This is a genomic window from Peribacillus sp. NPDC094092 (assembly GCF_050279365.1).
Classification (GTDB): domain Bacteria; phylum Bacillota; class Bacilli; order Bacillales; family DSM-1321; genus Peribacillus.
The window spans coordinates 136,328-162,343 of sequence record NZ_JBNNUC010000004.1 but is presented as its reverse complement, the minus strand read 5'-3'; the positions used below and the strand labels follow the sequence as shown (position 1 = coordinate 162,343).

Here is a 26,016-nt window from a genome sequence, read left to right as displayed (position 1 = left end):
GAGTGAACATTGTAAGGTGATTTCCACTCCAGGCACTAACTTTCCGTAGGCGGTCCGGGAGCCTCCTCGAAGCACTCTGGCGTCTGTGAGGTCTCCCTTGGACTCGTTTTTCCCGCAGGAGTCTCGTACCTTCCGTTCCAATCAACTGGAATGTTTTTTTAAAGGGTTTGTTCATATAGACTATTGATTTTCCACTCCAGGCACTTGCTTTCCGTGGGCGGTCCGGGTGCGGATTTCTGAAATCAAAAGGAACATTTTGTCTGCAATTTGGGCTGCTCTAAGTGGGCAGCTTTTTTTCTGGTTCTAAAATTGATCGCAATCATTTACAGGGGGAAATTAAGCATGTTTGGAATTGTGACTGCTATCAGCCCATAATGATAGTCATTTATTTGCATCTTTGAAATCCTTTGCTAGAATATAATCTATAGAAAAGATTAGGAGTGGTGACTGTGGCTGAAACTCCAGCTGAAGAGTTGATTCATTATATTGCACCTAAAGGAGAATATATCCCTTTTTTAGATGATAAGGACTATATCGCTAAGGGATTGGAATGGAAATTATTCACTGCACGTTCTGTAAAAAGAGAACTATTATATAAATACGGCAGTTTTCAAACTAAAGTCAAATTGGCAGGTTATGAACAATATGGAAATGGCCTTGACACTGTAGTTGTTGAATTTGAAAATGGTAAGCTTAGTTGCATTCACCCTTCCTATTTAAAGGAAATGCAAAGCACCAGTTTCGGAAAAGAGTTGTTGAGTGGACCGGTTTCCGAAACATTCGCTGATTCAAGTGAAACTGAGCAGGTGATGGAAGCACCAATTACGGAAAACTCCGATCAGCTAAATGCAGAACCAAAAAAAGCAAAAACCAAAACTAAAAAGACGACTGCAAAACCTAAATTGGACTTACCTGGAGAAAAAGTGCATTTCACCGCAACGGTCAAGGAGTTCACGGCAAAAATGAACCATTTCACTGGTGAAGAAGATGAAGTCATACTCTTGGAGAATGTCAAAGTGACAACGGAGCCTGAATTGACTATCGGCGATGCTTGGTGCGGATATAGCAAGACATTAAAAAAAGCTGAGCTCGAAGAAGGGGACGCAATCGAATTTGATGGTAAAGTAGTCGACAAAAAATACAATAAAGAAATACGGTATAAAGTTAATAATCCATCTAAGTTAGTGAAAAAGGAGATGTAAGATTAAACGCTGAAGTTCTTGCATGATAGGGAGTAAGCCGCGCTTACTCCTTTTTTTTGCTGCTTAACCAGTTTTCAAAATAAATGAAAGCATGCATTATGAACTTATTAGAATAGTTGAGACCATTCCTGGAATATATTCGTTTGTGGGAGATACAACTTACTTATTCAATCGTATAGTTAAGGGTTTCGCTTATGTGGTTTCATATTTTCCAGTGTTGGGGATAATACATTATGATAATGGATTTATAAAAAGATTAGGGGGGTTTTTATTTGAAAGAGTTATTTCGGTTATTAAAACAAGGGAATAAATCGGCGTTCATTGCTGCCTGTGTGAATAGTATCATCGCTGTGCTAAAGGGGATTGCTTATTTCATGACAGGGAATGTGGCTATGTTCGCGGAAACCTTACATACTTTGGGCGATGCTGCGAATCAATTTTTCGTCTTCATTGGATCCGCACTAAGTAAAAAGTCTCCAACTGATCGATTCCCTGATGGTTTTGGACGTTTGGTTAACCTCGTGTTATTAGGGGCGGTATTGGTTGTCGGGATCATGTCTTATGAAACGGTTAAAGAAGGGTTCCATCACATTTTGCACCCTGCAGAATCAACCGGTATCCTTATTAACTTGTCCGTCCTTTCATTAGCGGTTGTGTTGGAATCATATGTATTATTTAAAGCGATGAAAGAAGTGGTGCATGAGACTGGAATAGAAGCTAAAGGTGCAGCCGTCATATTTAAGAGCTTCGCTGGTTTAAAAAGAGCAAAACCAGCGACGAAATTAGTATTCATGGAAGATATGGTAGCAACCGGTGGTGGGGTACTTGCGATAATTGCCATTTTGTTAGCAAACTTCACGCCCTTCATCCAAGCGGAAGGTGTTGCTTCCGTCATGATTGGTCTCGGTATGTTCTATGTGGTTGGTAGGGTTTTTCTTGATAATGCTGCAGGTGCTCTTGGGGAAGCCGATATTGAAATGCGACAAAAAATTGGAACGATGGTCATGGATGATCCAGATGTAAGGGATATACAGAAACTGGCCGTAATAAAAGAAGGGGAAGACTTTCATGTTGAACTTGAAGTTGAACTTGACCCCCATATTTCAATCGCCCAGGCGGATGACATTAAAGATCGGCTGTTTAATGAGATATTCAAGGAAAGAGGAGTAACGGATGTCATTATAGAATTTGATGAAAATGATGGTATCCCAAAATGGGAAGGTCAGATAAAAAAAGAATTGAATGAAATGAAAAAAGAAAGGGAGTAGAGGATGTTTAGAAGCAGAATGCAAAGTGGCTGGTTAAGGATATTTGGTTGTTTATAAAAATCATGAAAATGAAAGGTAATGCCTGTTCAATCATTCACGCACTTTCCTTGCGTATGCATTATAAGCTATCATGGACTTAGTTACATAAAGAAGGATTATGGAAGGGTGAATAAGAATGAAGGAACAAGATATTAAGCTGGTTGCACTTGATATGGATGGAACGCTTCTCAATAAGTCTGGAGAGATATCCCAAGAAAATCGGAGAGCGATAAAAGAAGCAGAAAACCAAGGGATTTTTGTGGTATTGAGCACAGGAAGATCTTATGCGACATGCAGTGATTTTGCAAAATCAATGGAACTCCAATCATACCTCATTACCGTAAACGGAAGCGAAATATACGATAATCAAGGGAAGCTGGTGGAAAGGAATATCGTCGATAGTGAGTCCATACAATGGATGTGGGAATTAAGCCAAAAACATGGTACACATTTTTGGGCAATTAGTTGCGATAATATTTACAGGGCTGAAATGCCGAAAAAAATCCATGATTCGGAATGGCTTAAATTCGGTTTTGATACAACTGATGATGACGTCCGCCAAATCATCATGGATGAACTGGTATCAAAAGGGAATTTTGAAATAAGCAATTCCAGCCCAACGAATATTGAAGTGAATGCCATGGGCGTCAACAAAGCGAAAGCGATAAAGCTTGTCTGTTCATTGCTCGATATTACGATGGATAATGTTATGGCAGTAGGTGACAGCCTTAACGACCTTGCAATGATTTCTGATGCAAAAGTGGGTGTGGCAATGGGAAACGCACAAGAAATTGTGAAAGAAAAAGCAGATTGGGTTACAGCAACAAACGAAGAAGATGGTGTGGCTAAGGCCATTCGTAAATGGGCGCTTTCAAATTGAATCAAAACTGTATATGGGATGTATTCCATATACAGTTTTTTTATTGAAATGTCGATGCTTGACAAGTTGATTCAGCTGTTGAATTAATTTCTTGAAAATTGTGTATTTTAGAAGTATGATAATCTTGTAGTGTTATATTTTGGTAATATATTAATAGGGGAGGTTTCATAGATGACAAGAAGTTTGCCTGAACAGTGGTGGAATCAATTATCTTTACCCGTTATCTCAGCACCTATGTTTTTAATATCCGGTCCAGAGTTAGTGAAAGAATGCTGCTTGAATGGGGTGATCGGCTCTTTTCCAGCACCGAATGCGCGGCCGATTGAGGTACTGGATCAGTGGATGGGTGATATAAACGACACATTGACTTCAGCAAAGGATAAAGAACCTGGCTCAAAGATTGCTCCATGGGCAATGAATATGGTTGTCCACCGTACATATAGCCGTCTTGAAGAAGAATTGGATTTGGTCAAAAAGCATCAGCCTCCTATCGTCATTACATCATTAGGTTCACCAAAACATGTGGTGGATGTCGTACATAGCTATGGCGGGTTGGTCTTTTCGGATGTTAGCTCTGTGGATTTTGCAAAAAAAGCTGCGGAGTCAGGTGTGGACGGATTGATCTTGGTTGCTGCGGGAGCCGGCGGTCATGCTGGGGAGATAAATAGCTTTGCTTTCGTGGACAGCGTAAGGACATTCTGGGACGGAATCATTTTGCTTGCCGGATCCATCAGTACTGGTCACGGTATCTTGGCAGCTCAGGCTGCAGGAGCGGATCTTGCATATATGGGTACACGTTTTATCGTGGCGAAAGAGAGCAGGGCCAATGATGAATATCGTGAAATGCTTGTCGATTCTGATCATGATGACATCATCTTGACCGATGCATTTTCAGGCGTTAATTGTAATATGCTGAAACCAAGCATCAGAAAAGAAGGATTGGACCCAGAAAGATTAGCCAAAAAAGAAAAAGTCGATTTTGACAGCATGTCCAAATCATCTGAATCTAAAGCGTGGCGTGATATTTGGTCAGCGGGTCACGGTGTTGGGGCGATTAAAAAAATAGATACCGCTGCCGGCATCATAAAACAATTAGAACGAGAATATCAGCAATCCTTAAAGAAACTTACCGGGCAGGCGGAAAAATTAAAAGGCATTATATCAAAGTGAAATGTAAGCGCTTCATTTAATTATGCTAATATAGCTAATTTAAAAGGGTATCCTTAATGGATACCCTTTTTGCCACGAAAATAAAATTTATCAGCCGATTAGATGGTCTTAATCAGTAAAAAGGCAATCTAAACAGGATATAAAGAGATAAATAGTAAATTTAGGATGTGAGACAGTGAAAAAATATTGATAAAAGAATCGATAAATGTTATATTATTTTTCGTGATAAATGACCAAATGAACAATATAGTCATTAATTATTACTTGCGTGAAAAGTAGTATATTTTAAAGAGTAAGATGGTGAATTTTTAAAATATATATTGCAGAAGCAAATGAATTGAATATGTAATCTTCAATCCGTTTTTCACCAAGATAGATTAAATAAAACGGCATATTTGTCGTATAGGAGGGCTTGATAGGCGTGTTAAAATCCATAAAGGGTGAATTTTTAGCCATAATAAAACATCCTATGATACTCATTTCCATAATTGGGATCATAATTGTTCCCTTATTATACAGCGGCACGTTCCTGTGGGCATTTTGGGATCCATATGGGAAGGTGGACCAATTGCCTGTTGCCATCGTCAATATGGATGAGGGTGCGGAGTTCAATGAATCGGAACTTACAATAGGAAAAGATTTAGTCAAGGAGTTAAAGGAAAAGCAGGATTTCGATTGGCATTTCGTCAGTCAAAAAGAAGCAAATGAAGGCCTGAAAAAACAAGATTATTACATGAAAATAGAAATACCGAAAAACTTCTCTAAAAATGCAACGACCTTACAGGAGGACAATCCGGAAAAGCTTGATTTAATTTATACGTCCAATGAAGGGTTCAACTATATATCCACTAAAATAGGTGACGCAGCTTCGGAGAGAATTAAAGGGGAGGTTTCGTCAGCCGTTACGAAAACCTATGCGGAGTCAATGTTCGATAATTTGAACGAAATGGCTGACGGACTCAAGAGTGCCAGTGACGGAGCTGGCGAATTGAAAGATGGGACAGATACAGTGAAGAACGGATCAAGTGAACTTGGTGAAGGGATAAACTCAGCTAAACAAGGTTCCGAAAAAGTCGGTGAAGGAATTGATTCCCTTCATTCAGGTTCTGTCGAAATCCATGAAAACCTGGAAAAATTAGCTGAAAAATCATTGACCTTTTCGAATGGGGTCGGTTCGGCAGCTGCAGGATCAAAAGAACTCAATCAAGGGTTACAACAGTTTAGCTCTGGTGTTGGAGAAATGAAGGATGGGCAATCCGAGCTTTTGCAAGGGGCCAAGAAATCTGAAGCAGGTACTGGTGAATTGGCCTCTGGACTGCAACAGTCATTAGAGGGCTTCAATCAAATCGAAGAAAAGCTGCCCGCTTTGACAGAGGGAGCAAATGGTGTAGCTTCTGGAGCTTCCCAACTATCAGGTTCATTGTCTGAATGGAGTGCAGCATCGAACGAAGCAAAAGCTGGGGCATCTGAAGTTTCGGCAGGTTTGGATGAGGTGATTTCCGGATTGAAACAACAATCTGGAGCAACGGATGATCCTGCAGAGAAAGCGCGTTTGGAGGGAGTGATAACTTCTCTAACCCGCTTAAGTGAAAGTAGTAAAGGCGTATCTGAAGGAGTAGGGAAACTATCGGCAAGTGCAACTGAAATTGCTAAAGGCTCAAACAGTCTTAGTGCTGGAGCTAATCAGTTAGGTGAAGGCACAAGTGCAATAAGCGGCGGTTTCACTCAATTGAAGCAAGCTCAGGATAGACTCGCAAATGGGGCGAATGAACTGAAAAATGGTCAAGGTCAATTGGTATCTGGCTTGACAACATTTGGAGATAGTATAGATTCAGCACAAAGCGGGCTTGGACAGTTAACCGAAGGCAGCAATAACTTGGTAAGCGGGCTTGATCAGCTTGAAGATGGTTCCAAGCAATTATCAAGTGGAACCTCACAGCTTTCCGAAGGTTCGAAAGGTCTGGTTACAGGAACGGATAAGTTGAAGGAAGGTTCATCCAGCCTTACTAACGGAATGGGAGAACTGGCGAATGGAGCCATTAAGTTACAAGATGGAATCGCCAAACTTTCAGATGGATCTTCAGAATTACATGACGAATTAAGTGATGGGGCAGACGAAGCAGGCAAGATTAAGTCCAATGAAGAAGTATATGACATGTTTGCAAGCCCAGTTAAAGTGGATAAATTACCAATTAATAATGTCCCGAACTATGGCACTAGTTTTGCACCATATTTAATTTCATTAAGTTTATTTATCGGGGCTATCGTTTTGACGATCATTTTCCCGTTAAAAGATCCTGCTGTAAAACCCGCGAGTGGATTTAGCTGGTTTATTAGTAAATACAGCGTCATGGCACTTATAGGAATCTGTCAAGCCATATTGGTGGACTCGATTTTAATTTTAGGTCTTGGAATCAATGTTACGAGCCTGCCGCTATTTTTTGCAGTAAGCATTCTTGCTAGCTGTACATTCATGGCAATCATTCAGTTCCTGGGTTCGGCCTTTGACAACCCTGGCCGGTTCATAGCATTATTGATTTTGATTCTTCAACTGACTAGCAGCGGCGGAACATTCCCAAATGAATTAGTTCCTGGCTTCCTGCAAGGATTCACACCGTTCCTGCCGATGACATATTCTATTAATGCTTTCCGTGCTGTCATCTCAACAGGAGATTATAGCTTCATGTGGCAAAATCTTGGCATATTGGCCATATTCCTTCTTGTAGCATTAATATTATCACTTCTTTACTTTATTTATCGGTATAAGAAATTGAACGGCGCATTAAATGAAAAACAGGAAGAAGCAACTGTATAATGGTAATAAAAACAGCGCCCCGTCATGGGTCGCTGTTTTGATAAATATCAGGTAATAAGTGAAATGCAGGGAAATAGAAGTGCCCTAAAATACCAGCATAAACCGTTTTCTCATGGAATGAGCAATTTCCGATGAAACGGTTTGTCTGTGACAAAACTTCGGTGCAGCCTGTTCAAAGAAGTAATTATGCAATCAGCTATACCCTAGTCTTTTGAGAAGCAGGTGCATATTTCTTCATTGGATTTTTTGCAATGACTTCCTTTAAATAAGGATTTCCAGAAGGTCCTGGTTTTCTCATGAGTTCCATTAGGTAAGATATATCGTCCATAGCCCTGTGTGTTTGGAAATTGGTGATATTATGTGCTTGCAGTAATGTTAAGAGTTTACCATTCTCAAACCCGTATTGCTTCCAAGGTACATTCCGCATCGTACAGAACCACTTTTGATCATTGATTTCCGGATACATTTGGTAAAGAAAACTTCTATCGAAAGAAGCATTATGTGCGAAAATCGAATCGGTACGGGAAATGAAGGATTTAATTTTTTCATCGTGAAAACTTTTTCCTTCTACGGAGCTGAATGGTATACCATGAATTCTGTATGCTTGATCATAATTCCTCCTTGCTCCATAGGAGAGAGGCTCCCTTAAAAATGATTCCTGATCAATAAGATTAATAATTTCCCCTGTTTCACTGCTGTATGTAAAGAGTATAAGAGCAAGCTCGATGATCTCATCTGAAGAGGGACGTAAACCAGTTGTTTCTACGTCAAGCACTAAACCTAATCTATTAGACAATTTTTTTTCCTCCAGTTGGGTTACATTCTTCTATTATAGCTGACATACGATAGCTATTGAAAGTGTAATGATGGTTTTAAAGTAGCATTTTTAAATTGAAAAAGATAAGTCATTCCTTAGAAATGATTTTCAAGAACAAGTGCGGAGTAACCATGCAAAAAAAAGATAGAGTATTGCTTTTTCAAGCAATCTCTATCTTTTTTTGCAATGAAGTTCATAAGGATTGCAAAATGCTTTCCAATTCATGTTCGGCAATTCGTATGAATTCTTCGTTTTTTTGAAGGCTGAAAATGTTCTTGGATTGTTTTATATAGTGCAGTCCTTTTTCAGGTTGTTGGAGATGAACCAGATTTTTACCAGTTAAAAGGTGGAGCTCCGCATATAAATATAATGATTCTATTGAATTACAAATGTTGATCCCCTTAAGGGTATAATTTAATGATTCCTGATAATAATGAAGTTCAGTCAATGTTTGTGCCAATCCATGAATGATCTTTAAAATAATGGTGCCTTCTTGATTTGCATGGGGAATATTCTCGATATATTCCATTGCTTCATTGAAGATGCCGATGGCCTCATCATAATTCTTCGTTTTAAAATGGATAATTCCGATACTATTTAAAACTTCAATCTCCTGTTGATGAAGAATGACCCGTTTACCCATGGTAATATGAATGGCGTCATTCAATAATTCTATAGCCCTTTGTTTGTCATTGTACAAATAAAAAAAAGAGATACCTTCATGCCATTTCAAGAATTGATAAAACGATATCGATTTTTCCGGTGCAGTTGCCATTTCTTTTAGGACGATTTCATAAATTGCTTCATAATTACGTGTGCGTTTGTACTTGTTAATCAAAAGTTTAATGGTTTCTATGTATTGAAAAATGGGTTCATTTTTGGAAGTGAAGAAATAAGGCAGGTCAACTTTAAGTTTATCCGCAAAAAGTGCCAATTCATCAATGGTTGGAGAAGTGATGCTTCTTTCATAATCTGACAGGGCATTAGGGTCACATATATCCTTAGCCAGTTCTTCTCTTGTAAGATTTTGTTTTATTCGTAATTCGTTGATAACAGAGCCAACCTCTATTTTCATTACAATTGCTCCTTTGTACCTATATCTGAATTCTATTTTAACATAATTTTATTTTTATAAGTACGATAATTGAAAGATAGTATGATATAACTACTTTATTTGTGTTCCTATAGTATTTATCCAAAAAAAATAGGAAACGACTTATCATTGAAGCGAAAACTGCAAGGCGTCTTTTTTATATAAAGTGAAAGTCCCCGGCACATTTATGCTTGGAGTCTCTAGTAGAGGAAAATAGCAAGCTCTAGATTTGGAATATTAGGATAAAAAAGGAGGCGGCAGATTGCCGCCTCAAACGTTTTTAATTTCCAATGAATTGCTGGGTCCAATAGTGGGTGTATTTCCCTCCTGTCACATGCCCAATTCCAATATGTGTATAGTTCTTGTTCAGGATATTGGCCTTATGTCCAGGACTGTTCATCCATGATTTCATGACAGCATCCGCACTAGGTTGACCTGCTGCGATATTTTCCCCTGCGTACTTGTAACTGATCCCGAAGGATTTCATCATTTCGAATGGCGATCCATAACTGGGGCTTGTATGATTGAAATAATTACTATCTCGCATATCCTCGGATTTCAGGATTGCTACGTTAGAAATGGCTGTATCCATTTTAAGGGAAGGAAGGCCCCGTTTTGACCGTTCTTCGTTCACTAAAATAAGGACCTGCTGTTCAACTGATTGACTTTCTTCCCGATTAACTGTCGTGTTGGACGTTGGAAGATTTATGATTTGTCCGATTCGAATTTGATTTGCATCGTTTATAGCGGAATTCGTTTTAAGTAATTCGTCAATGCTGACATTATATTCAGTAGCAATTTTCGTTAAGGTATCTCCTTTTGCCACCTCGTAAGTATTGGCTCCCAGAGCAACTTTTGGAGATAATAGGGATAGCGACAGTGCTGATAAAAGGATGATTTTCTTCATTTTGATTCCTCCTAGTAGAATATCTGGATTGGAAGTATAGTATGCTATAAAAATAGTTTTGTGTAAAATTAGCTCATTAACATTCTTTATTGGTATGGGAAAAAGGTATCTAATGGAGAGAAGATGTCAAGAGTCCATATAACCCGGAAGTGTGTTAAGGGTAACCAAAATCATAGGGCTTTTTGATAAATTGGAAGAATTATTTCATGTAGATAAAGAATCATTTTACGTTTGCAGGACATGTTTGTCAGGGAAAATAATAATAACATCAAAACGATATAGTTATATGGAACTAAAAATGATGAATCTAATAAATTATCCTAGGGTGGAGCTTGAATGGACTTAGTGTTTTGGAAAAGGTACATTTGAAGCTCGAAAATATCCAATGTTTCTATAGTAGGGAGTGATTCATGGGGGCACATTGAGCCTATTTTTTTTTGCAGAAACGGGCCTCTGAATGTCGTCCTGGGGGCTTTTTTTGTAGGACCTATGATGGTTAACTTACAATAGGAATGAATACTATCCATCTTTATGGCTTTTTTATAGTAAAGTTTATGGCGGAATGGGACGGTTTACAGCGCCAATCTTTCCTATATTATCAGGGATTTGGTTACAAAGGGAAGGTAAGGACAGGGCATTGTATGTTAAGGAATTGGGTTTTTCAAAAAGTATTGTCCATTTGAACAGGTATCTCTTCTACAAAAATAGAATAAAGTAGACAGCTGAAAATACCGGGGGGATTCTTCGATGTGGTTTAAGGAATTGGAAACTGAAAGGCTGAGTTTAATCGAAATAGGTCACCATCATGCTGAGAGCCTATTTGAAATTCTCTCTAAAGATGAAGTGACCAAATATGATGGAATAGAAAGTTTAACCCGAGTTGAAGATGCCCGCCGCTTAATCGACTCGTTTAAAAGTGCTTATATAAACAAACGTGGACTGCGGTGGGGAGTCATTTTAAAGGATTCAGGGAAATTCATCGGTACTGTTGGCCTGAATCAATTGAGCCTTGCGAACAAACGGGCCGAAATAGGATATGAAATCCATCCTGAATATTGGAGGAACCACTTTACTTCTGAAGCTGTCAACGAAGTATTGCGCTATTGCTTTGAAGAATTGAGGCTAAACCGAATCGCCGCTTTAACTTTCAAGGATAATATTGCATCCAGGAACCTCCTGAAGAAATTTGGATTTAAGGAGGAAGGCAGCCTTCGAAGTTATCTATTTCTTCGGGATCAATCGCATGATGCCCTTGTATTTTCTTTGTTAAGTACAGAGTATTGCCAGTTAAGACAACAAAGTATTCAGGGATCAAATAGATTATAGTTTAGTATTAGACATTGAGCTGGCCAATAGTGCCAGTTTTTTATTTGTAGCATATCCCTCCCGTTAGGATCATTTTAAATTACTAAAGACAATATACATATTTTTCATGTTAAAATAGAGTGCGGATTCATAATTAAGTCCGGATGGACGTAAAAAGGAGCAAAATCATTGTGAAGATACTCTTTCCGTTGCTTGCGGTCCTAGGTGGAATCACCATTGCCGTACAAGGACAAATCAATGGTGGATTAGGGAAAAAAGTTGGGGTTATTGAAGCCTCTTTCATTTCGTTTGGAATCGGGACACTCGCTTTATTATTTATTGTTTTGTTCGCTGGAAATGGAAACATCTCTGCCATCGCGTCTGTACCAAAATGGCAATTGATAGGAGGAATATTAGGGGCTTTTTATGTCATTGTGATGGTATTGGTCGTTCCTCAGATTGGAGTGGCACCAGCATTGGTCGGGGTTATTGCAGGCCAGATACTGATCGGGGCAGTCATTGACCATTTCGGTTTATTTGGAGGCGTACGAATCCCATTGGACGCGAAAAAGGTGGCAGGTATTTGTTTACTTTTCGTGTCATTATATTTATTTAATCATAAATGAGGAAGGGGCAATATTCATTGGGTTTGTCGTGTACATAAGGTGAGAAGCTGATGGAATATCTCTATTTCTATATAGTTATTATCCATTATTTGGGATTTACTAGAAGCTAACTCAATGTTTTATTGAGAAGAAATATTATTCTACTAAAAAGTATTATCGATTTGGGAATGGTGTGCTAGGAAAGTGGTCTTAGTAACCAATCCGAGATAAATTATCGGAATATTCAGGAAAAATAGATAAGGGAACTTATATGAATACTATCATAAAGTTCTTTGAAAAAACCACATGAAGACGTAAGTCATTGTACATCAAATGGTTAATCATTCCTTTTTGCCTAGTATCTAGATCGAATTGATTAGCAAATAATTACTATCTTGTGAAAAAGTACTCATCGGTTTATTGATTTTTTGATTTATTCGTAATATACTTAAAATTCAACATCTTTAATTCGAGGTATAGTACCTTTAGCGAGGTTGAAAAGAGGGTGATTTTTTACTAGTAAACTGCATTAATGCGTTTTTTTAGGGAGAAATACAGATTTATGCAAACGGTTCGCTAGTTGTTTTTGGTGAATTCTTGCAATGAATGCTTCTAACTTTCCTCGCTGGCATTATATGTACTATACGGAAGATTAATAGGTGCTAGAAGGATAATCTCTTAAATGGGAATATTCTAAGAAAGATTAAAGATGAGGGGGAATATTTTTTGAAAAAGTCTAAATTTTCAGTGCTTGCTCTTCTTATGGCCATCATGCTTATGCTTGCAGCATGCAACGGCGGTTCGAAGGAAACTTCGAATGAAAAAGAAGGCGGCTCGGGTGACTCATCCGGTTCAAAAGTATTAAACGTAAACAACTCAAGTGAACCTGGTTCTCTTCACCCTGCCAATGCGCAAGGTACTCATGAATCATGGATCCTTGAACATACGTTTGAGGGACTGACAAAGAAAACAGAAGAGGGCAAAATCGTACCCGGTTCTGCAGAATCATGGGAAATCAGTGAAGATGGATTAACTTGGACATTCAAATTGAAAGATGGTTTGAAATGGTCAAATGGAGATCCGCTAACGGCCAATGACTTCGAATATGCTTGGAAATATGCTTTGAAACCTGAAACAGCTGCTGATTATGCTTACCAACTTTATTATCTTAAAGGCGGGGAAGCTTACAACAGTAAGAAAGGCAAGGAAGAGGACGTAGGAGTTAAAGCCACAGACGAACATACATTGGTGGTCACTTTGGAACAGCCTACACCATATTTCCTTGACTTGACTTCTTTCTATACTTTCTACCCAATCAACAAAAAGGTGCAGGAAGAAAATCCAAAATGGGCTTTGGATGCAAAAACACACGTTTCGAACGGTCCGTTCAAATTAACGGAGTGGAAACATAAAGAAAGCCTGAAAATCGAAAAGAATGAAAATTACTACGATAAAGATAAAATTAAATTGGATGCGGTAAACTTTGCTCTAATTGAAGATGAAAATACAGCATGGCAAATGTATCAGAGTGGCGAATTGGATATCGCTTATCCACTTCCAGTGGATGTGCAAGGTCAATTGGTTAATTCTGGAGACAAAGAATTCAAAAACGGCGCAGAACTTGCTGTTTACTATTACAACTTCAATACGGAAGTAAAACCTTTCAACAATGCAAAGGTAAGGAAAGCGCTTTCAATGGCTATCGAACGTAAAAAAATTACCGAAAATGTTGCTCAAGGCGGACAAAAGCCTGCATTTGGCGTAGTCCCTCCGGGAATTCCTGATGCAACTGGTGATTTCCAGGAAAATACAGGTGACCTATTTGAGGAAAACGTAGCTGAAGCCAAGAAATTGTTAAAAGAAGGTCTTGCCGAAGAAGGCATGAAAGAATTACCTGAGTTTTCAATTTTGTATAACACATTAGATTCCCATAAGAAAATTGCTGAAGCCGTTCAAGGAATGTGGCGTGACAACCTAGGTGTTGAAGTGACACTTGAAAATGCAGAATTCCAAGTTAAGCTTGATCGTGAAAAAGCTGGGGACTTCGAGATTTCCCGTGCAGGATGGGTTGGTGACTATGTTGACCCGATGACCTTCATGCTTTGGGAAACTGACGGAGCTTATAATGATGCAGGTTGGTCCAACAAAGAATATGATAGTTTATTGAAAAAGGCTAAATCTACAATGGAACCAAAAGAACGCATGGCTGCTTTGCATAAAGCAGAGGAAGTCATGATTGAAGAAATGCCGATTCTTCCGATTTACTTCTATACAAAACCATATATGGTTAAATCGAATGTTACTGGAGTCTATGCTCCGATTAACGCTTATCCGAACTTTATTTACGCGGATAAAAAGTAAGAGAGTGATAAAAGTGAAATGGGAGGTATGTCCGATTTAAGGACATACCCCATTTTTCAATTGCGAATTTGAATATTTCATGAATTCATTTCCGTTTTCAACTCCTTAGAAAATCGATGATTGGGGTGATTACCATGTTGAGATATACATTAAACCGTTTTAAATGGGCGATTATTACTTTATGGGCTGTTATTACATTAACGTTCATCATAATGCATACGATTCCGGGAAATCCATTCGCGAAAGAAGGAGCCATGCCTCCTGCCGTTTATGAAAACCTTCAAGTCCACTATGGATTGGATAAGCCGTTGTTGACCCAATATGGAAATTATTTATTGGAAGTCGTTCAATTTGATTTTGGTCCTTCATTGAAATCCTCATCCATTTCTGTGAATGATTACATTTTGAAGGGATTTCCAGTATCCTTGCATTTAGGGGCGCAAGCATTGGTGATTGCCATCTTCTTTGGGCTCATTTTGGGTGTAGTGGCTTCACTGAAAAGAAATAAATGGCCCGACTATTTTTCAATGGTCATTGCCATCGTAGGAATCTCCGTTCCTAACTTTATCCTGGCGACTATTTTAATTAATTATTTTGCAATAAAATGGAATATATTCCCTGTTGCTACATGGGCGACATGGCAGCATACCATTTTACCATCCATTGCCCTTTCGATGATGCCGCTCGCTTTCATCGCGAGATTGATGCGGACAAGCATGCTTGAAGTGATGGGGCAGGATTATATTTTGACAGCCAAGGCCAAAGGATTGAAACGGAGCGGTGTCATAATCAAACATGCTATACGGAATGCGTTATTGCCGATTATCACGATTCTGGGCATCCTTACGGCTAATATCGTGACAGGAAGCTTCATCATTGAACGTATTTTTGGTATTCCGGGCATGGGAGATATGTTCGTAAAGGGAATATCCAACAGAGACTACCCGGTCATTCTTGGTTCCACAATTGTGTATAGTGCGGTGCTTATCCTATTGATATTCATTGTTGATATAGCCTATACGTTGATTGATCCTAGAATTAAAGTGACGGGGGAGAAGAAATAATGGCAGATAAAGTGCATTTAACCGAAGATATGTTCCAACCCGCAGAAGACAACTTTAAGGAGGCTGAAAAAATAGCCAGACCAACAGTTTCATATTGGTCTGACGTCTGGCGTCGGTTTAAGGAAAATAAGCTGGCGATGACGGGGTTTATTCTTATTATCCTCCTGGTCTTGATGGCGATTTTTGGTCCGTATATTAACGGATATACTTATTATGGTCAAGATTTCGAGAAAAAGAATCTTAGCCCAAATAGCGAGCATTGGTTTGGAACGGATTCATCAGGAAGGGATCTATTTACGCGAGCTTGGTATGGTGCGAGGATTTCCTTGTTCATTGGATTGATGGCAGCTCTGATCGACTTTTTAATTGGTGTCCTTTATGGCGGGATTTCAGCCATTCGCGGTGGGCGCACAGATAATATCATGATGCGTTTTGCCGAAGTGATTTACGCGATTCCATACCTATTGATGGTTATCCTAATGATGGTCGTATTAAAACCTGGTATTTTACCGATCATCATTGCGATGTCGATAACTGGGTGGATTCCGATGGCCCGTTTGGTACGTGGACAGGTTTTACAACTAAAAGAGAATGAATATATCCATGCTGCAACCATCTCTGGAGCCAACACGAGCTGGACTTTAAGAAAACATATGATTCCAAATACAATGGGACCGATCCTTGTCAATTTAACGCTGACTGTACCTACTGCTATATTTGCCGAAGCTACACTTAGCTTTTTGGGGCTGGGAGTGCCAGCACCTCAGGCAAGTTGGGGAACATTGACAAGTGATGCCCTGGGAAGCATTCTGGTAGGGAATTTCTATCAACTTTTAATTCCTGCAATATTGATTTCCTTAACCATGTTCGCATTCAATGTGGCTGGTGACGGATTGCAGGATGCCCTAGATCCAAAACTTCGGAAATAAATGAGTCCTAACATAAAGATTTAATATTACTAGAATAGGAGGGACGATGATGGGGAACCTATTAGAAGTCAATGATTTACACATCACCTTCCATACTTATGCAGGAAAAGTGCAAGCGGTTCGCGGCGTGAACTTTGAAGTGAAAAAAGGGGAAGCCGTTGCCATTGTTGGGGAGTCCGGATGCGGCAAAAGTGTTACAGCGAAATCTATCATGAGATTATTGGAAACACCTCCAGCAGAGTATGGAAAAGGATCGATTAACTTTGGCGGTAAGGACCTGCTGAAAATAAGTGAACCGGACATGCAGAAGATCCGCGGAAATGAAATCAGCATGATTTTCCAGGATCCGATGACTTCGCTCAATCCAACGACAAAAATCGGCAGCCAAATCATGGAAGGTATTTTAAAGCATAATAAAAATATGCCACGAAATGATGCATATGAAAGGGCGTTGGAAACGCTCAAACTGGTGGGTATTCCTCAACCGGAAAAAAGGATGCAGCAATATCCGCATGAGTTTTCAGGTGGTATGCGCCAAAGGGCGATGATTGCAATGGCCCTTGCTTGTGAACCGAAATTACTGATTGCCGATGAACCTACAACAGCTTTGGATGTAACGATACAAGCGCAAATTTTGGAGCTGATGAAAGATATCCAACGAAGAATGGATACTTCCATCATTTTAATCACGCATGATTTAGGTGTGGTTGCGGAAACTTGTGAAAGGGTAGTCGTCATGTATGCAGGCAAGGTCGTGGAGACGGGGACGGTCGAAGCTATATTTTCAAACCCGCAGCATCCTTATACAAGAGGCCTGCTTAAAACGGTGCCAAGACTCGATATGGAAAAAACGGCTCCGTTGGTTCCGATTATCGGATCACCACCAGATTTATTGGATCCGCCAAAAGGGTGCCCATTTTATCCAAGATGTGAATCAGCAATGAAAGTGTGCAAAGACCATGATCCGGAGCTTGAAGCAGTGGAAGAAGGTCAGACAGCTGCATGCTGGCTGCATCACCCGATGGCAAAGGCAGCACAGGTACAAGCACCAACTAATGTTTAAAGGAGGAGAACGAATGGTTTCACTGAAAAATAAGGCAGTAAAAGAAAAGAAAGACAACGAAAATTCTCCTCTTGTTGAAATAAAGAATCTGAAGAAGTACTTTCCTATTGGTTCTCAATCGCTGAAAGCGGTAGATGGTTTGGATCTCAAAATCTATCCAGGCGAAACCGTCGGCCTTGTTGGGGAAAGCGGTTGCGGAAAGTCGACTGCAGGTCGTACAATCACTCGGCTTTATGAACCGACAGATGGAGAAGTTCTTTTTCAGGGGAAAAATATTTTCGATTACAAACCTGGGGAAATGTCACACATCCGCCGCGAAATACAAATGATTTTCCAAGATCCCTACGCATCCTTGAACCCAAGGATGAAGGTGGAGGAATTGATCGGGGAGCCACTTGCCATTCATGGGATATCAAAAGGTAAAGAGCGAAGAAAACGGGTGGAAGACCTGTTAAAACTGGTTGGTTTAAGTCCGGAACATATCACTCGTTTTCCCCATGAATTCAGTGGGGGACAACGCCAGCGTATTGGAATTGCAAGGGCTTTGGCTTTAAATCCTAAATTCATCGTTTGTGATGAACCAATTTCAGCCCTGGATGTTTCGATACAGGCTCAAGTGGTCAACTTATTAAAAGAGCTACAAAAAGAAATGGGATTGACTTATTTATTCATCGCACATGATTTATCAATGGTCAAGTATATTTCAGATCGCATTTTAGTCATGTACCTTGGAAGAATGATGGAACTTTCGGATAGTGATTCTTTAACGAAAGATCCGCTTCACCCTTACACACAAGCCTTGCTTTCTGCAGTGCCGATACCAGACCCGACTATTAAACGGGAAAGAATCGTACTTAAAGGCGATGTGCCAAGTCCAATCAATCCGCCGAGCGGCTGTGTATTCCGCACTCGCTGCCCGAAAGCTATGGAGATATGCTCCAGTGCTGTACCTGAATGGAAAGAACAAAAACCTGGGCATTTCGTTGCTTGTCATTTATATTGGTAAACAAAAAAACCAGTTGCATTTGCAACTGGTCTTTTTTATTATGTAAATTATTTTTGAATAAGAGCTATCACCCTGCAGAAATAAAATATTTAACTGTATGTCAAAATAAATTACTAGGAATCTGAAATTAAAACATATAATATGTAATTATATGTAAAAATTAAATTCTGTGGAATTTTTTCAATTTGTGAGAGAAGGAGGGACTGTTATTGTATACTACGATAACTAGTGAAATCGTCGATCGTGTCATGATTGTAACTCTTAATCGTCCTGAGAAAATGAATGCTTTCACTGAAAAGATGTGTGAGGAGATGATTCTCGCTTTTAATGAAGCGGATGAAAATGATGAAGTGCGAGCCGTCATTTTAACTGGTGCAGGGGATGCTTTTTGTGCTGGAATGGATTTGGAAAAAGGGGCCGAAACCTTTATGGATCACACTCCTTTGGTAGAATACCGCGATGCAGGGGGAATGCTGTCGTTACGGATTTTTGAGATGAAGAAACCTATGATAGCGGCCATTAATGGAGCGGCAGTCGGGATTGGGATAACAATGACATTGCCCATGGACATTAGAATTGCTTCATCAAATGCAAAAATGGGATTTGTATTTGCGAGGCGGGGGATAACGATGGAGGCATGCAGCGGCTGGTTCTTACCTAGGCTTGTCGGAATGGGTAAAGCTTCCGAATGGATTTTTACCGGCAGGATGATTTCTGCCAGTGAAGCATATGAGGGAAGGTTGGTAAACAAGATCGTTGAGCCAGATGAATTGATGTCGGCTGCAATGGAAATTGCAACAGACATTGCGGAAAATACATCTTCCGTCTCTGTGACGCTATCCCGGCAGTTAATGTGGACGATGCTCGGTGCAAGCCATCCTGTTGAATCACACAAAATAGAATCGAAAATGATTCATTGGACCGGAAAACAAGCGGATGCACTAGAAGGGATAGAAGCTTTCCTCGAAAAAAGGAAAGCCGAATTCAAAATGAAAAGCAGCACTGACATGCCTCCGTTTTATCCTTGGGGAACGGATCGGACATATGAAGTCGAAAAGAAATGAAAGATAATGTCAGGGCTTCGGAAGTGCGTGATAATTTTTACTTTTCGGATAAATTAGGGTTTCTATTCCTTGTGTGTTATACTGAGTTTACCATTTACTAAACTTGTTTCATGTTCCCTATTCCATGTGAATAGGGTTTTTTTATGATTGGTTTTTTCCATCAAAAAAACAGACCCTACTTGTAGGGTCTGTTATATTGTGTATTTAAAATTACGCTTTTTGAACGTTAGTAGCTTGGGGTCCACGTTGACCTTGCTCAACTTCAAAAGTAACTTCTTGACCTTCGTCTAATGATTTGAATCCTTCGCTTTGGATAGCTGAGAAATGTACGAATACATCGTCTCCATTTTCGCGTTCGATGAAGCCAAATCCTTTTTCTGCATTAAACCATTTTACTTTACCTTGTTCCATTGTTGTTGCCTCCTAGTGTGAATCCACACATTGTGTTACTACCCTTGCTCAATCATTAGACGAAAAGTTTTTCACTTATCAATCTTCCCGAACAAAAATAATTCTTTTTAAATATAACAGATAATGTCGGAATCTGCAAGCTGACAAGGAAGATTATTTATGTACACAGACAATGAACAATTCTGGACATCCTATTTTTTAAATCAAGCCATTTTGTTGGATGTTTTTTCACATTTAGATTGTTCTTTAAATTCCGTATTTCCTGGATGTGTACGGCGGGATGATTACATTGTTCAACCACCATAATGGGTTATTCTGAAAAAGTGGCACCGTTTCAAACACATCAAGTCAGCACCTGCAATATCTTTGTCCATTTTGCGTGAACTCCTCATTGATAAATTCCTCATTATTCATAAGTTTCGATCATATTTAAATCCGGAAGGCTTATTGCTTATCAATCTTGCTATAATACTAGTAATCAAAGGAATGGGGTGTATTCATGAATGTGAAAGACATATATGGACAGCTGCCTACTATGGAAACAAAACGCTTGGTAATGAGGAAAGTCACCATGAATGATGCCGAAGACATGTTTACTTATGCATCCAACGGTGAAGTTTCCCGTTACGTCACATGGGAAACTCATCGTTCCCAATGTGATACAAAAGATTTTATCCGTTTTATCCTACAAAATTATGAGGATAAGAAAATTGCTCCATGGGGCATAGAATACAAGGAAAGTGGTAAGTTGATTGGTACTATTGATTTTGTTTCATGGCAGGTTGACCACCATAGTGCAGAAATCGGGTATGTGCTTGCACCCGAATATTGGGGAAGTGGTTTAATGACGGAGGCTGTCCAAAAGATTATCGCCTTTGGTTTCGAAAATATGAATCTAGTTCGAATACAGGCACGGTGCTTCGTTGAAAATTTGGGTTCAGAACGAGTCATGCAAAAGGCTGGTATGTCTTTTGAAGGAATCATAAGAAAAGGCATGTTTGTTAAGGGGAAGCATCAAGACCTAAAGTTATATTCCATTTTAAAATGATGGCTTTGAAGTCTGCTGATTAAAGTCAAAGTAATAGGGATATATACATCGGCTTTGAAAGCCTGAATTTATGTTCATGATTATTATGGTTATGGGAAAATCAAAAACAAACATTATGTGCAAATATTGAATCAAAAACTATACAAAACGTCTAATGTAAAAAGTCGATTTGAAAAATATAATGAAACTATGAAATCGTGTTGAAAGGGAGGGTTTATTTAATGGCAGTTATCAATGATGTAGAAACGTTGAAAAATTATATCGGTGGAAAATGGGTGGATTCCACGACTTCGAAACATGAACAAGTGCCTAATCCGGCAACAGGAGAAGCATTGGCAATCGTACCCCTATCAACAAAGGAAGATGTAAACCAGGCGGTGCAGGTTGCTAAAAAGGCTTATAAAGAATGGAAAAAGGTGGCCGTTCCTAAAAGAGCTCGCTTCTTATTCCGTTACCAGCAATTATTGATAGAACATTGGGATGAGCTTGCAAAGCTGGTCACTATCGAAAACGGAAAAAGCTATACTGAAGCATATGGTGAGGTTCAGCGTGGGATTGAATGCGTGGAGTTTGCAGCAGGTGCGCCTACCTTGATGATGGGCAGTCAGCTGCCTGATATTTCCCCAGGCATTGAATCTGGCATGTACCGGTATCCAATGGGTGTCGTTGCCGGGATTACACCGTTTAATTTCCCGATGATGGTGCCATGTTGGATGTTCCCGCTGGCAATAGCTTGTGGAAATACGTTTATACTAAAACCTTCAGAACGGACACCGCTCTTAGCGAACCGTCTTGTGGAATTATTGACAGAAGCCGGTGTTCCGGATGGTGTTGTCAATATCGTCCATGGTGCACACGATGTGGTGAATGGGATTTTGGAACATGAAGACATTAAAGCGGTATCATTTGTGGGATCCCAGCCTGTTGCAGAGTATGTATACAAAACGGCAGCTGCAAATAAAAAACGTGTCCAGGCATTATCAGGAGCGAAAAATCATTCAATCGTCATGCCTGATGCAGATTTGGATAATGCGGTAACGAACATAACGAATGCCGCTTTTGGATCTGCAGGTGAGCGCTGCATGGCTGCGTCAGTAGTTGTAGCTGTGGGCGAAGTGGGAGATTCGCTCGTTGAGAGATTAAAGGCTGCAGCGGATGCTATCAAGATTGGAAATGGTATGGATAAGGACGTTTTCCTGGGACCAGTGATCCGCGATACTCATAAAAAGAGAACTGAACAATATATTGAAATCGGGGAAAAAGAAGGAGCTGTCCTTCTTCGTGATGGCAGGAATGAAGGCGACCAGGAAAATGGCTATTACGTTGGACCGACTTTATTTGATCATGTGAAAACAAATATGAAGATATGGAAGGATGAAATTTTTGCTCCTGTCTTATCCATTGTTCGGGTTAATACCCTTGAAGAAGCTATCGAATTGACCAATCAATCCGAATTTGCCAATGGTGCCTGCCTCTATACAGATAGTGCAAAAGCCATCCGGGAATTTCGCGAGGAAATTGATGCAGGGATGCTTGGTATTAACCTTGGGGTACCCGCGCCAATGGCATTCTTTCCATTCTCAGGCTATAAAAGTTCATTTTATGGAGACCTCCATGCCAATGGTAAAGACGGCGTTGAATTTTACACTAGAAAGAAAATGTTAACGGCAAGATATTGATAGGAAAGTGAGGGTCGACACAAATTGTGGTCGGCCTTCATTTATAAATTATTTTAGGAGGAGTGTAGCATATGCAGGTTGAAAAACAGGGGCAGGACCTTAAAGCGATGGATGGTAAATATGTATGGCATCATATGAAAGGGGCTGAATCCAGCCCTGGAGCGATGGTGATTAAAAACGGGCAAGGAGCATGGATAACGGATGTTGATGGGAATCGTTTCCTGGATGGGATGTCAGGTTTATGGTGTGTCAACGTTGGTTATGGCCGCACGGAACTGGCTGAAGCAGCTTACGAGCAGCTGAAGGAACTTCCTTATGCCCCTTTAACGAATAGCCACATCCCGGCCATTAAGCTAGCAGAGAAATTAAATGAATGGCTTGGCGGGGATTATGTGATTTTCTTCTCTAACAGCGGTTCGGAAGCGAATGAGACCGCTTTTAAAATTGCGCGGCAGTATCATCAGCAAAAAGGTGAACATGGACGCTATAAATTCATTTCCCGTTATCGCGGCTATCATGGTAATTCAATGGGCGCCCTGTCAGCTACCGGGCAGGCACAGCGGAAATATAAATATGAACCACTCGCCCCGGGATTTCTTCATGTATCACCGCCAGATTCTTACCGGAATCCAGAGGATGAAAGCGGTGAAAAAAGTGCGGCTGAAATTGAACGTACCATTACATGGGAGTTGAGTGAAACGGTTGCTGCGGTCATCATGGAACCAATCATCACTGGGGGCGGAATTTTGATGCCGCCTGATGGTTATATGAAACGTGTCAAGGAAATTTGTGAGAAAAATGGAATCCTTCTCATATCGGATGAGGTCATTTGCGGGTTTGGCCGTACCGGTAAGAAATTCGGATTTATGAACTATGATGTAAAACCAGACATTGTGACAATGGCTAAAGGAATCACGAGCGCTTACCTGCCATTATCCGCTACAGCAGTCAAACGTGAAATTTATGAGGCGTATATTGGCTCTGATGTTTATGACCGCTTTCGACATGTAAATACATTTGGCGGCAATCCGGCTGCCTGTGCCCTTGCTTTGAAGAATATGGAAATATATGAAAATGAAAAACTTATAGAACGGTCAAAGGAGTTAGGTCTGCGCTTTCTGCAAGAGTTTGAAGAAATCAAATCTCATCCCAATGTTGGGGATGTACGTGGGAAAGGTTTGTTGGTAGGCATCGAACTAGTGGAAGATAAACTGACAAAACAACCGATTGAACTTTCCAAAATCAATAAAGTAATTGCATCATGCAAAGAAAAGGGTCTGATCATTGGTAAAAATGGTGATACAGTAGCAGGTTTCAATAATATCCTGACCCTTGCTCCCCCACTTAGTATAACGGAAGAGGATTTTTCATTCATCATAACGACTGTAAAGCGAACGCTAGCTGAACTATGAAAATAAGGTGATTGCAAAAACTGAAAATTCGGCATTTAATCAAGTTTTGTATATACCTGTTGATACTCATTATTTATTTAAGTAAGATTGCATCCATATTTTATTTTTTAATGAGACTGCTGCGTTTAATCTTAGCACCGTTCAGAACTTTGAACGGTGCTTTTGGCAATGATCTAGCAAGAATGAGCGGAAAAGGATTTTGATGCGAAATAAGGTGACATTTTGGAATCGTTTTCCTTGCTTAGTCATAGCGGATGTTCGAAAATGGAATGATAAGGAGTGGCAGAAAATCAATACTATCCGTCAGAAGAGGTGAGGGACATGAATCATGATGATATAACAAAAAAACTGACATTGCATATCCCTGAAATTTTAGGGAGTGGGAATTTTTCAAAGTATGCTGTTTTGGTACCGCTTATAGAGAAAGAAGATGGAATTCATGTTCTTTTCGAAGAGCGTTCACACAAACTGAGAAGGCAGCCGGGAGATATATGTTTTCCGGGCGGGAAAATAGACAAATTGGACCATGATGAACAGGCGGCTGCCCTAAGGGAAACATATGAGGAACTTAATTTGGGAAAAGAAGATATCGATAATGTCTTTCCAATCGATTATTTGGTATCTCCATTTGGGATGATTGTCTATCCATATGCAGGATTTGTTCGTAACCATCAACGAATAATACCTAATCCAGCTGAGGTAGAAACCGTTTTTACGGTTCCGCTATCCTTTTTCATGGAAAAACCGCCAGAGATTTATCATGTTAAATATAAAGTGGAACCGCATGACAACTTCCCTCATGATTTAGTAGTTGGCGGGGAGAATTATAAATGGCAGCCAAAACAGATGGAGGAATATTTTTACATATATAATGAACGGGTAATCTGGGGAATGACGGCGAAAATCCTTACCCATTTTATTGAAATTCTTCGTTAGACCCTTCTAAAGCACCTTTTTTTCTCGATGGATTTCTATTAAACTTAAATTATGGTAATAGTTAGGGTTTAATAGAAGCGGGGGGATGAGTGGATGAAGTATAGTTTTGAAGTACTTGAAAAAGAACGGGAAATGGCAATGGCTGCACTTGTGAACTTCAACGAAAACCGCGAATACTATGATGAAACCAAAGATCAGGAACTTAAGCTGGCATACTATAAAGGTGGTTCCTTGGACCGGGAAGGATTGAAGGACCTACTTGTGGCAACCCATAAAAACCAGCTGAACTACTCACCACACCGTCATGTATATCCTTGGGTGGACTTACAGGAAAATGGCCAGTTGAAAAGCCTGTATTCCGGTAAAGGGATGGACCCTGTACGAGTAATTGAGGAAGATATCCATATACTAGAAGTGATGTCAAGAAGCATAGAATCAATGAATACGGAAAACATTCTGGTTAATTGTGAACATGTCGTACCTCAATCATGGTTCGATAAAAAAGAACCGATGAGGGGGGATTTGCATCATCTGTTCGCCTGTGAGCCAACATGTAACAGTAGCCGGAGTAACTATCCATACCATGATTTTAAGGATTATATCCCTGAAAAATCGGCTGCCGGTATAAAAGCGGGTTGCGGGAAATCTGAGGAGGGTAAATTCGAACCTGAATACGGAAAAGGCATCGTGGCTAGGGCTACGTTATACTTTTTACTCAGATATGAGGGAATCATCGATAGTGGCAATATCGACATGGAGCTGCTTATGGAATGGCATCGGCTTTTCCCGGTCAGCACGTATGAAAAACATAGAAACCAGGCAATACATGAAATGCAGGGTAATCGTAACCCATATATAGATTTTCCCGAAATGGCGGAGAAATGGAATTAATGAAGGATAATAAAAAAAGGATTGAAGCTGTGGTGCAAGCTTCGATCCTTT

22 protein-coding genes are annotated in these 26,016 nt (G+C 39.9%); 18 read left to right on the top strand and 4 right to left on the bottom strand.

Annotated features, from left to right (window positions below):
- The first annotated feature begins 449 nt into the window (after window positions 1-449).
- The 5 genes from ACQKNS_RS19250 to ACQKNS_RS19230 all read left to right on the top strand — a co-directional run bounded on the left by ACQKNS_RS19250 (window position 450) and on the right by ACQKNS_RS19230 (window position 7,374).
- Window positions 450-1,202: a hypothetical protein gene (locus ACQKNS_RS19250; protein WP_427644885.1), complete on the top strand. Its 753-nt coding sequence runs from the start codon at window positions 450-452 to the stop codon at window positions 1,200-1,202.
- A 272-nt stretch (window positions 1,203-1,474) separates the two neighbouring features.
- On the top strand, window positions 1,475-2,470 hold the full coding sequence (locus tag ACQKNS_RS19245) for a cation diffusion facilitator family transporter (protein ID WP_427644884.1): 996 nt from the start codon (window positions 1,475-1,477) through the stop codon (window positions 2,468-2,470).
- Window positions 2,471-2,645: 175 nt separating this feature from the next.
- Window positions 2,646-3,389: a Cof-type HAD-IIB family hydrolase gene (locus ACQKNS_RS19240; protein WP_427644883.1), complete on the top strand. Its 744-nt coding sequence runs from the start codon at window positions 2,646-2,648 to the stop codon at window positions 3,387-3,389.
- Window positions 3,390-3,560: 171 nt separating this feature from the next.
- Entirely contained in the window at window positions 3,561-4,559 is a 999-nt protein-coding gene (locus tag ACQKNS_RS19235; protein ID WP_427644882.1) for an NAD(P)H-dependent flavin oxidoreductase, read from the top strand.
- Window positions 4,560-4,980: 421 nt separating this feature from the next.
- The gene (locus ACQKNS_RS19230; protein ID WP_427644881.1) at window positions 4,981-7,374 is read left to right on the top strand and encodes a YhgE/Pip family protein; all 2,394 of its coding nucleotides are present in this window, start codon (window positions 4,981-4,983) and stop codon (window positions 7,372-7,374) included.
- Window positions 7,375-7,570: 196 nt separating this feature from the next.
- On the opposite strand, the gene ACQKNS_RS19225 is transcribed toward ACQKNS_RS19230, so the two are convergent.
- The 3 genes from ACQKNS_RS19225 to ACQKNS_RS19215 all read right to left on the bottom strand — a co-directional run bounded on the left by ACQKNS_RS19225 (window position 7,571) and on the right by ACQKNS_RS19215 (window position 10,191).
- The gene (locus ACQKNS_RS19225; RefSeq protein WP_427644880.1) at window positions 7,571-8,170 is read right to left on the bottom strand and encodes an exonuclease domain-containing protein; all 600 of its coding nucleotides are present in this window, start codon (window positions 8,168-8,170) and stop codon (window positions 7,571-7,573) included.
- A 214-nt stretch (window positions 8,171-8,384) separates the two neighbouring features.
- The gene (locus ACQKNS_RS19220; RefSeq protein WP_427644879.1) at window positions 8,385-9,266 is read right to left on the bottom strand and encodes a helix-turn-helix domain-containing protein; all 882 of its coding nucleotides are present in this window, start codon (window positions 9,264-9,266) and stop codon (window positions 8,385-8,387) included.
- Window positions 9,267-9,564: 298 nt separating this feature from the next.
- A complete protein-coding gene (locus ACQKNS_RS19215) occupies window positions 9,565-10,191 on the bottom strand; it encodes a CAP domain-containing protein (RefSeq protein ID WP_427644878.1) in 627 nt (208 codons plus the stop codon).
- A 747-nt stretch (window positions 10,192-10,938) separates the two neighbouring features.
- On the opposite strand from ACQKNS_RS19215, the gene ACQKNS_RS19210 reads away from it, so the two are divergent.
- The 8 genes from ACQKNS_RS19210 (at window position 10,939) to ACQKNS_RS19175 (ending at window position 19,588) form a co-directional block, all read left to right on the top strand.
- Window positions 10,939-11,517, top strand: a complete 579-nt coding sequence (locus ACQKNS_RS19210; RefSeq protein ID WP_427644877.1) for a GNAT family N-acetyltransferase — start codon at window positions 10,939-10,941, stop codon at window positions 11,515-11,517.
- A 170-nt stretch (window positions 11,518-11,687) separates the two neighbouring features.
- Window positions 11,688-12,122 carry a DMT family transporter gene (locus tag ACQKNS_RS19205; RefSeq protein WP_427644876.1) on the top strand — a complete coding sequence of 145 codons (435 nt, stop codon included), beginning with the start codon at window positions 11,688-11,690 and terminating at the stop codon, window positions 12,120-12,122.
- A gap of 705 nt (window positions 12,123-12,827) precedes the next feature.
- Entirely contained in the window at window positions 12,828-14,462 is a 1,635-nt protein-coding gene (locus tag ACQKNS_RS19200) for a peptide ABC transporter substrate-binding protein (protein WP_427644875.1), read from the top strand.
- 134 nt (window positions 14,463-14,596) lie between these two features.
- Window positions 14,597-15,526, top strand: coding sequence for an ABC transporter permease (locus ACQKNS_RS19195; protein WP_427644874.1), 930 nt, complete (start codon window positions 14,597-14,599; stop codon window positions 15,524-15,526).
- Complete coding sequence (locus ACQKNS_RS19190; protein ID WP_283896273.1) at window positions 15,526-16,455, top strand: ABC transporter permease; 930 nt, start codon at window positions 15,526-15,528, stop codon at window positions 16,453-16,455. Before ACQKNS_RS19195 ends, ACQKNS_RS19190 begins: the two co-directional genes overlap by 1 nt.
- 49 nt (window positions 16,456-16,504) lie before the next feature.
- Window positions 16,505-17,518, top strand: a complete 1,014-nt coding sequence (locus ACQKNS_RS19185) for an ABC transporter ATP-binding protein (protein ID WP_427644873.1) — start codon at window positions 16,505-16,507, stop codon at window positions 17,516-17,518.
- Between the two features lie 13 nt (window positions 17,519-17,531).
- The gene (locus ACQKNS_RS19180) at window positions 17,532-18,524 is read left to right on the top strand and encodes an ABC transporter ATP-binding protein (protein ID WP_427644872.1); all 993 of its coding nucleotides are present in this window, start codon (window positions 17,532-17,534) and stop codon (window positions 18,522-18,524) included.
- Between the two features lie 209 nt (window positions 18,525-18,733).
- Window positions 18,734-19,588, top strand: coding sequence for a crotonase/enoyl-CoA hydratase family protein (locus ACQKNS_RS19175; protein WP_427644871.1), 855 nt, complete (start codon window positions 18,734-18,736; stop codon window positions 19,586-19,588).
- Between the two features lie 210 nt (window positions 19,589-19,798).
- Here the strand turns inward: ACQKNS_RS19175 and ACQKNS_RS19170 are convergent, their stop codons facing one another.
- On the bottom strand, window positions 19,799-19,999 hold the full coding sequence (locus tag ACQKNS_RS19170) for a cold-shock protein (protein ID WP_029714163.1): 201 nt from the start codon (window positions 19,997-19,999) through the stop codon (window positions 19,799-19,801).
- Window positions 20,000-20,498: 499 nt separating this feature from the next.
- Here ACQKNS_RS19170 and ACQKNS_RS19165 point away from each other — a divergent pair, with 499 nt between their 5' ends.
- The 5 genes from ACQKNS_RS19165 (at window position 20,499) to ACQKNS_RS19145 (ending at window position 25,965) form a co-directional block, all read left to right on the top strand.
- Window positions 20,499-21,047, top strand: coding sequence for a GNAT family N-acetyltransferase (locus tag ACQKNS_RS19165; protein WP_427644870.1), 549 nt, complete (start codon window positions 20,499-20,501; stop codon window positions 21,045-21,047).
- Window positions 21,048-21,268: 221 nt separating this feature from the next.
- Window positions 21,269-22,726, top strand: coding sequence for a CoA-acylating methylmalonate-semialdehyde dehydrogenase (locus ACQKNS_RS19160; RefSeq protein WP_427644869.1), 1,458 nt, complete (start codon window positions 21,269-21,271; stop codon window positions 22,724-22,726).
- A 71-nt stretch (window positions 22,727-22,797) separates the two neighbouring features.
- Window positions 22,798-24,138, top strand: a complete 1,341-nt coding sequence (locus tag ACQKNS_RS19155) for an aspartate aminotransferase family protein (RefSeq protein WP_427644868.1) — start codon at window positions 22,798-22,800, stop codon at window positions 24,136-24,138.
- A gap of 321 nt (window positions 24,139-24,459) precedes the next feature.
- On the top strand, window positions 24,460-25,074 hold the full coding sequence (locus ACQKNS_RS19150) for an NUDIX hydrolase (protein WP_427644867.1): 615 nt from the start codon (window positions 24,460-24,462) through the stop codon (window positions 25,072-25,074).
- 93 nt (window positions 25,075-25,167) lie between these two features.
- Window positions 25,168-25,965 (top strand): endonuclease I family protein, encoded by a 798-nt coding sequence (locus ACQKNS_RS19145; RefSeq protein WP_427644866.1) that lies wholly within the window; start codon window positions 25,168-25,170, stop codon window positions 25,963-25,965.
- Window positions 25,966-26,016 lie beyond the last annotated feature (51 nt).

Bases quoted from the DNA above. Each gene is read 5' to 3' on its own strand.
- ACQKNS_RS19240 (WP_427644883.1), top strand. From the start codon at position 2,646: ATGAAGGAACAAGATATTAAGCTGGTTGCACTTGATATGGATGGAACG.
- ACQKNS_RS19235 (WP_427644882.1), top strand. From the start codon at position 3,561: ATGACAAGAAGTTTGCCTGAACAGTGGTGGAATCAATTATCTTTACCC.
- ACQKNS_RS19220 (WP_427644879.1), bottom strand. From the start codon at position 9,266: ATGAAAATAGAGGTTGGCTCTGTTATCAACGAATTACGAATAAAACAA.
- ACQKNS_RS19215 (WP_427644878.1), bottom strand. From the start codon at position 10,191: ATGAAGAAAATCATCCTTTTATCAGCACTGTCGCTATCCCTATTATCT.
- ACQKNS_RS19210 (WP_427644877.1), top strand. From the start codon at position 10,939: ATGTGGTTTAAGGAATTGGAAACTGAAAGGCTGAGTTTAATCGAAATA.
- ACQKNS_RS19195 (WP_427644874.1), top strand. From the start codon at position 14,597: ATGTTGAGATATACATTAAACCGTTTTAAATGGGCGATTATTACTTTA.
- ACQKNS_RS19190 (WP_283896273.1), top strand. From the start codon at position 15,526: ATGGCAGATAAAGTGCATTTAACCGAAGATATGTTCCAACCCGCAGAA.
- ACQKNS_RS19185 (WP_427644873.1), top strand. From the start codon at position 16,505: ATGGGGAACCTATTAGAAGTCAATGATTTACACATCACCTTCCATACT.
- ACQKNS_RS19180 (WP_427644872.1), top strand. From the start codon at position 17,532: ATGGTTTCACTGAAAAATAAGGCAGTAAAAGAAAAGAAAGACAACGAA.
- ACQKNS_RS19170 (WP_029714163.1), bottom strand. From the start codon at position 19,999: ATGGAACAAGGTAAAGTAAAATGGTTTAATGCAGAAAAAGGATTTGGC.
- ACQKNS_RS19165 (WP_427644870.1), top strand. From the start codon at position 20,499: ATGAATGTGAAAGACATATATGGACAGCTGCCTACTATGGAAACAAAA.
- ACQKNS_RS19160 (WP_427644869.1), top strand. From the start codon at position 21,269: ATGGCAGTTATCAATGATGTAGAAACGTTGAAAAATTATATCGGTGGA.
- ACQKNS_RS19155 (WP_427644868.1), top strand. From the start codon at position 22,798: ATGCAGGTTGAAAAACAGGGGCAGGACCTTAAAGCGATGGATGGTAAA.
- ACQKNS_RS19150 (WP_427644867.1), top strand. From the start codon at position 24,460: ATGAATCATGATGATATAACAAAAAAACTGACATTGCATATCCCTGAA.
- ACQKNS_RS19145 (WP_427644866.1), top strand. From the start codon at position 25,168: ATGAAGTATAGTTTTGAAGTACTTGAAAAAGAACGGGAAATGGCAATG.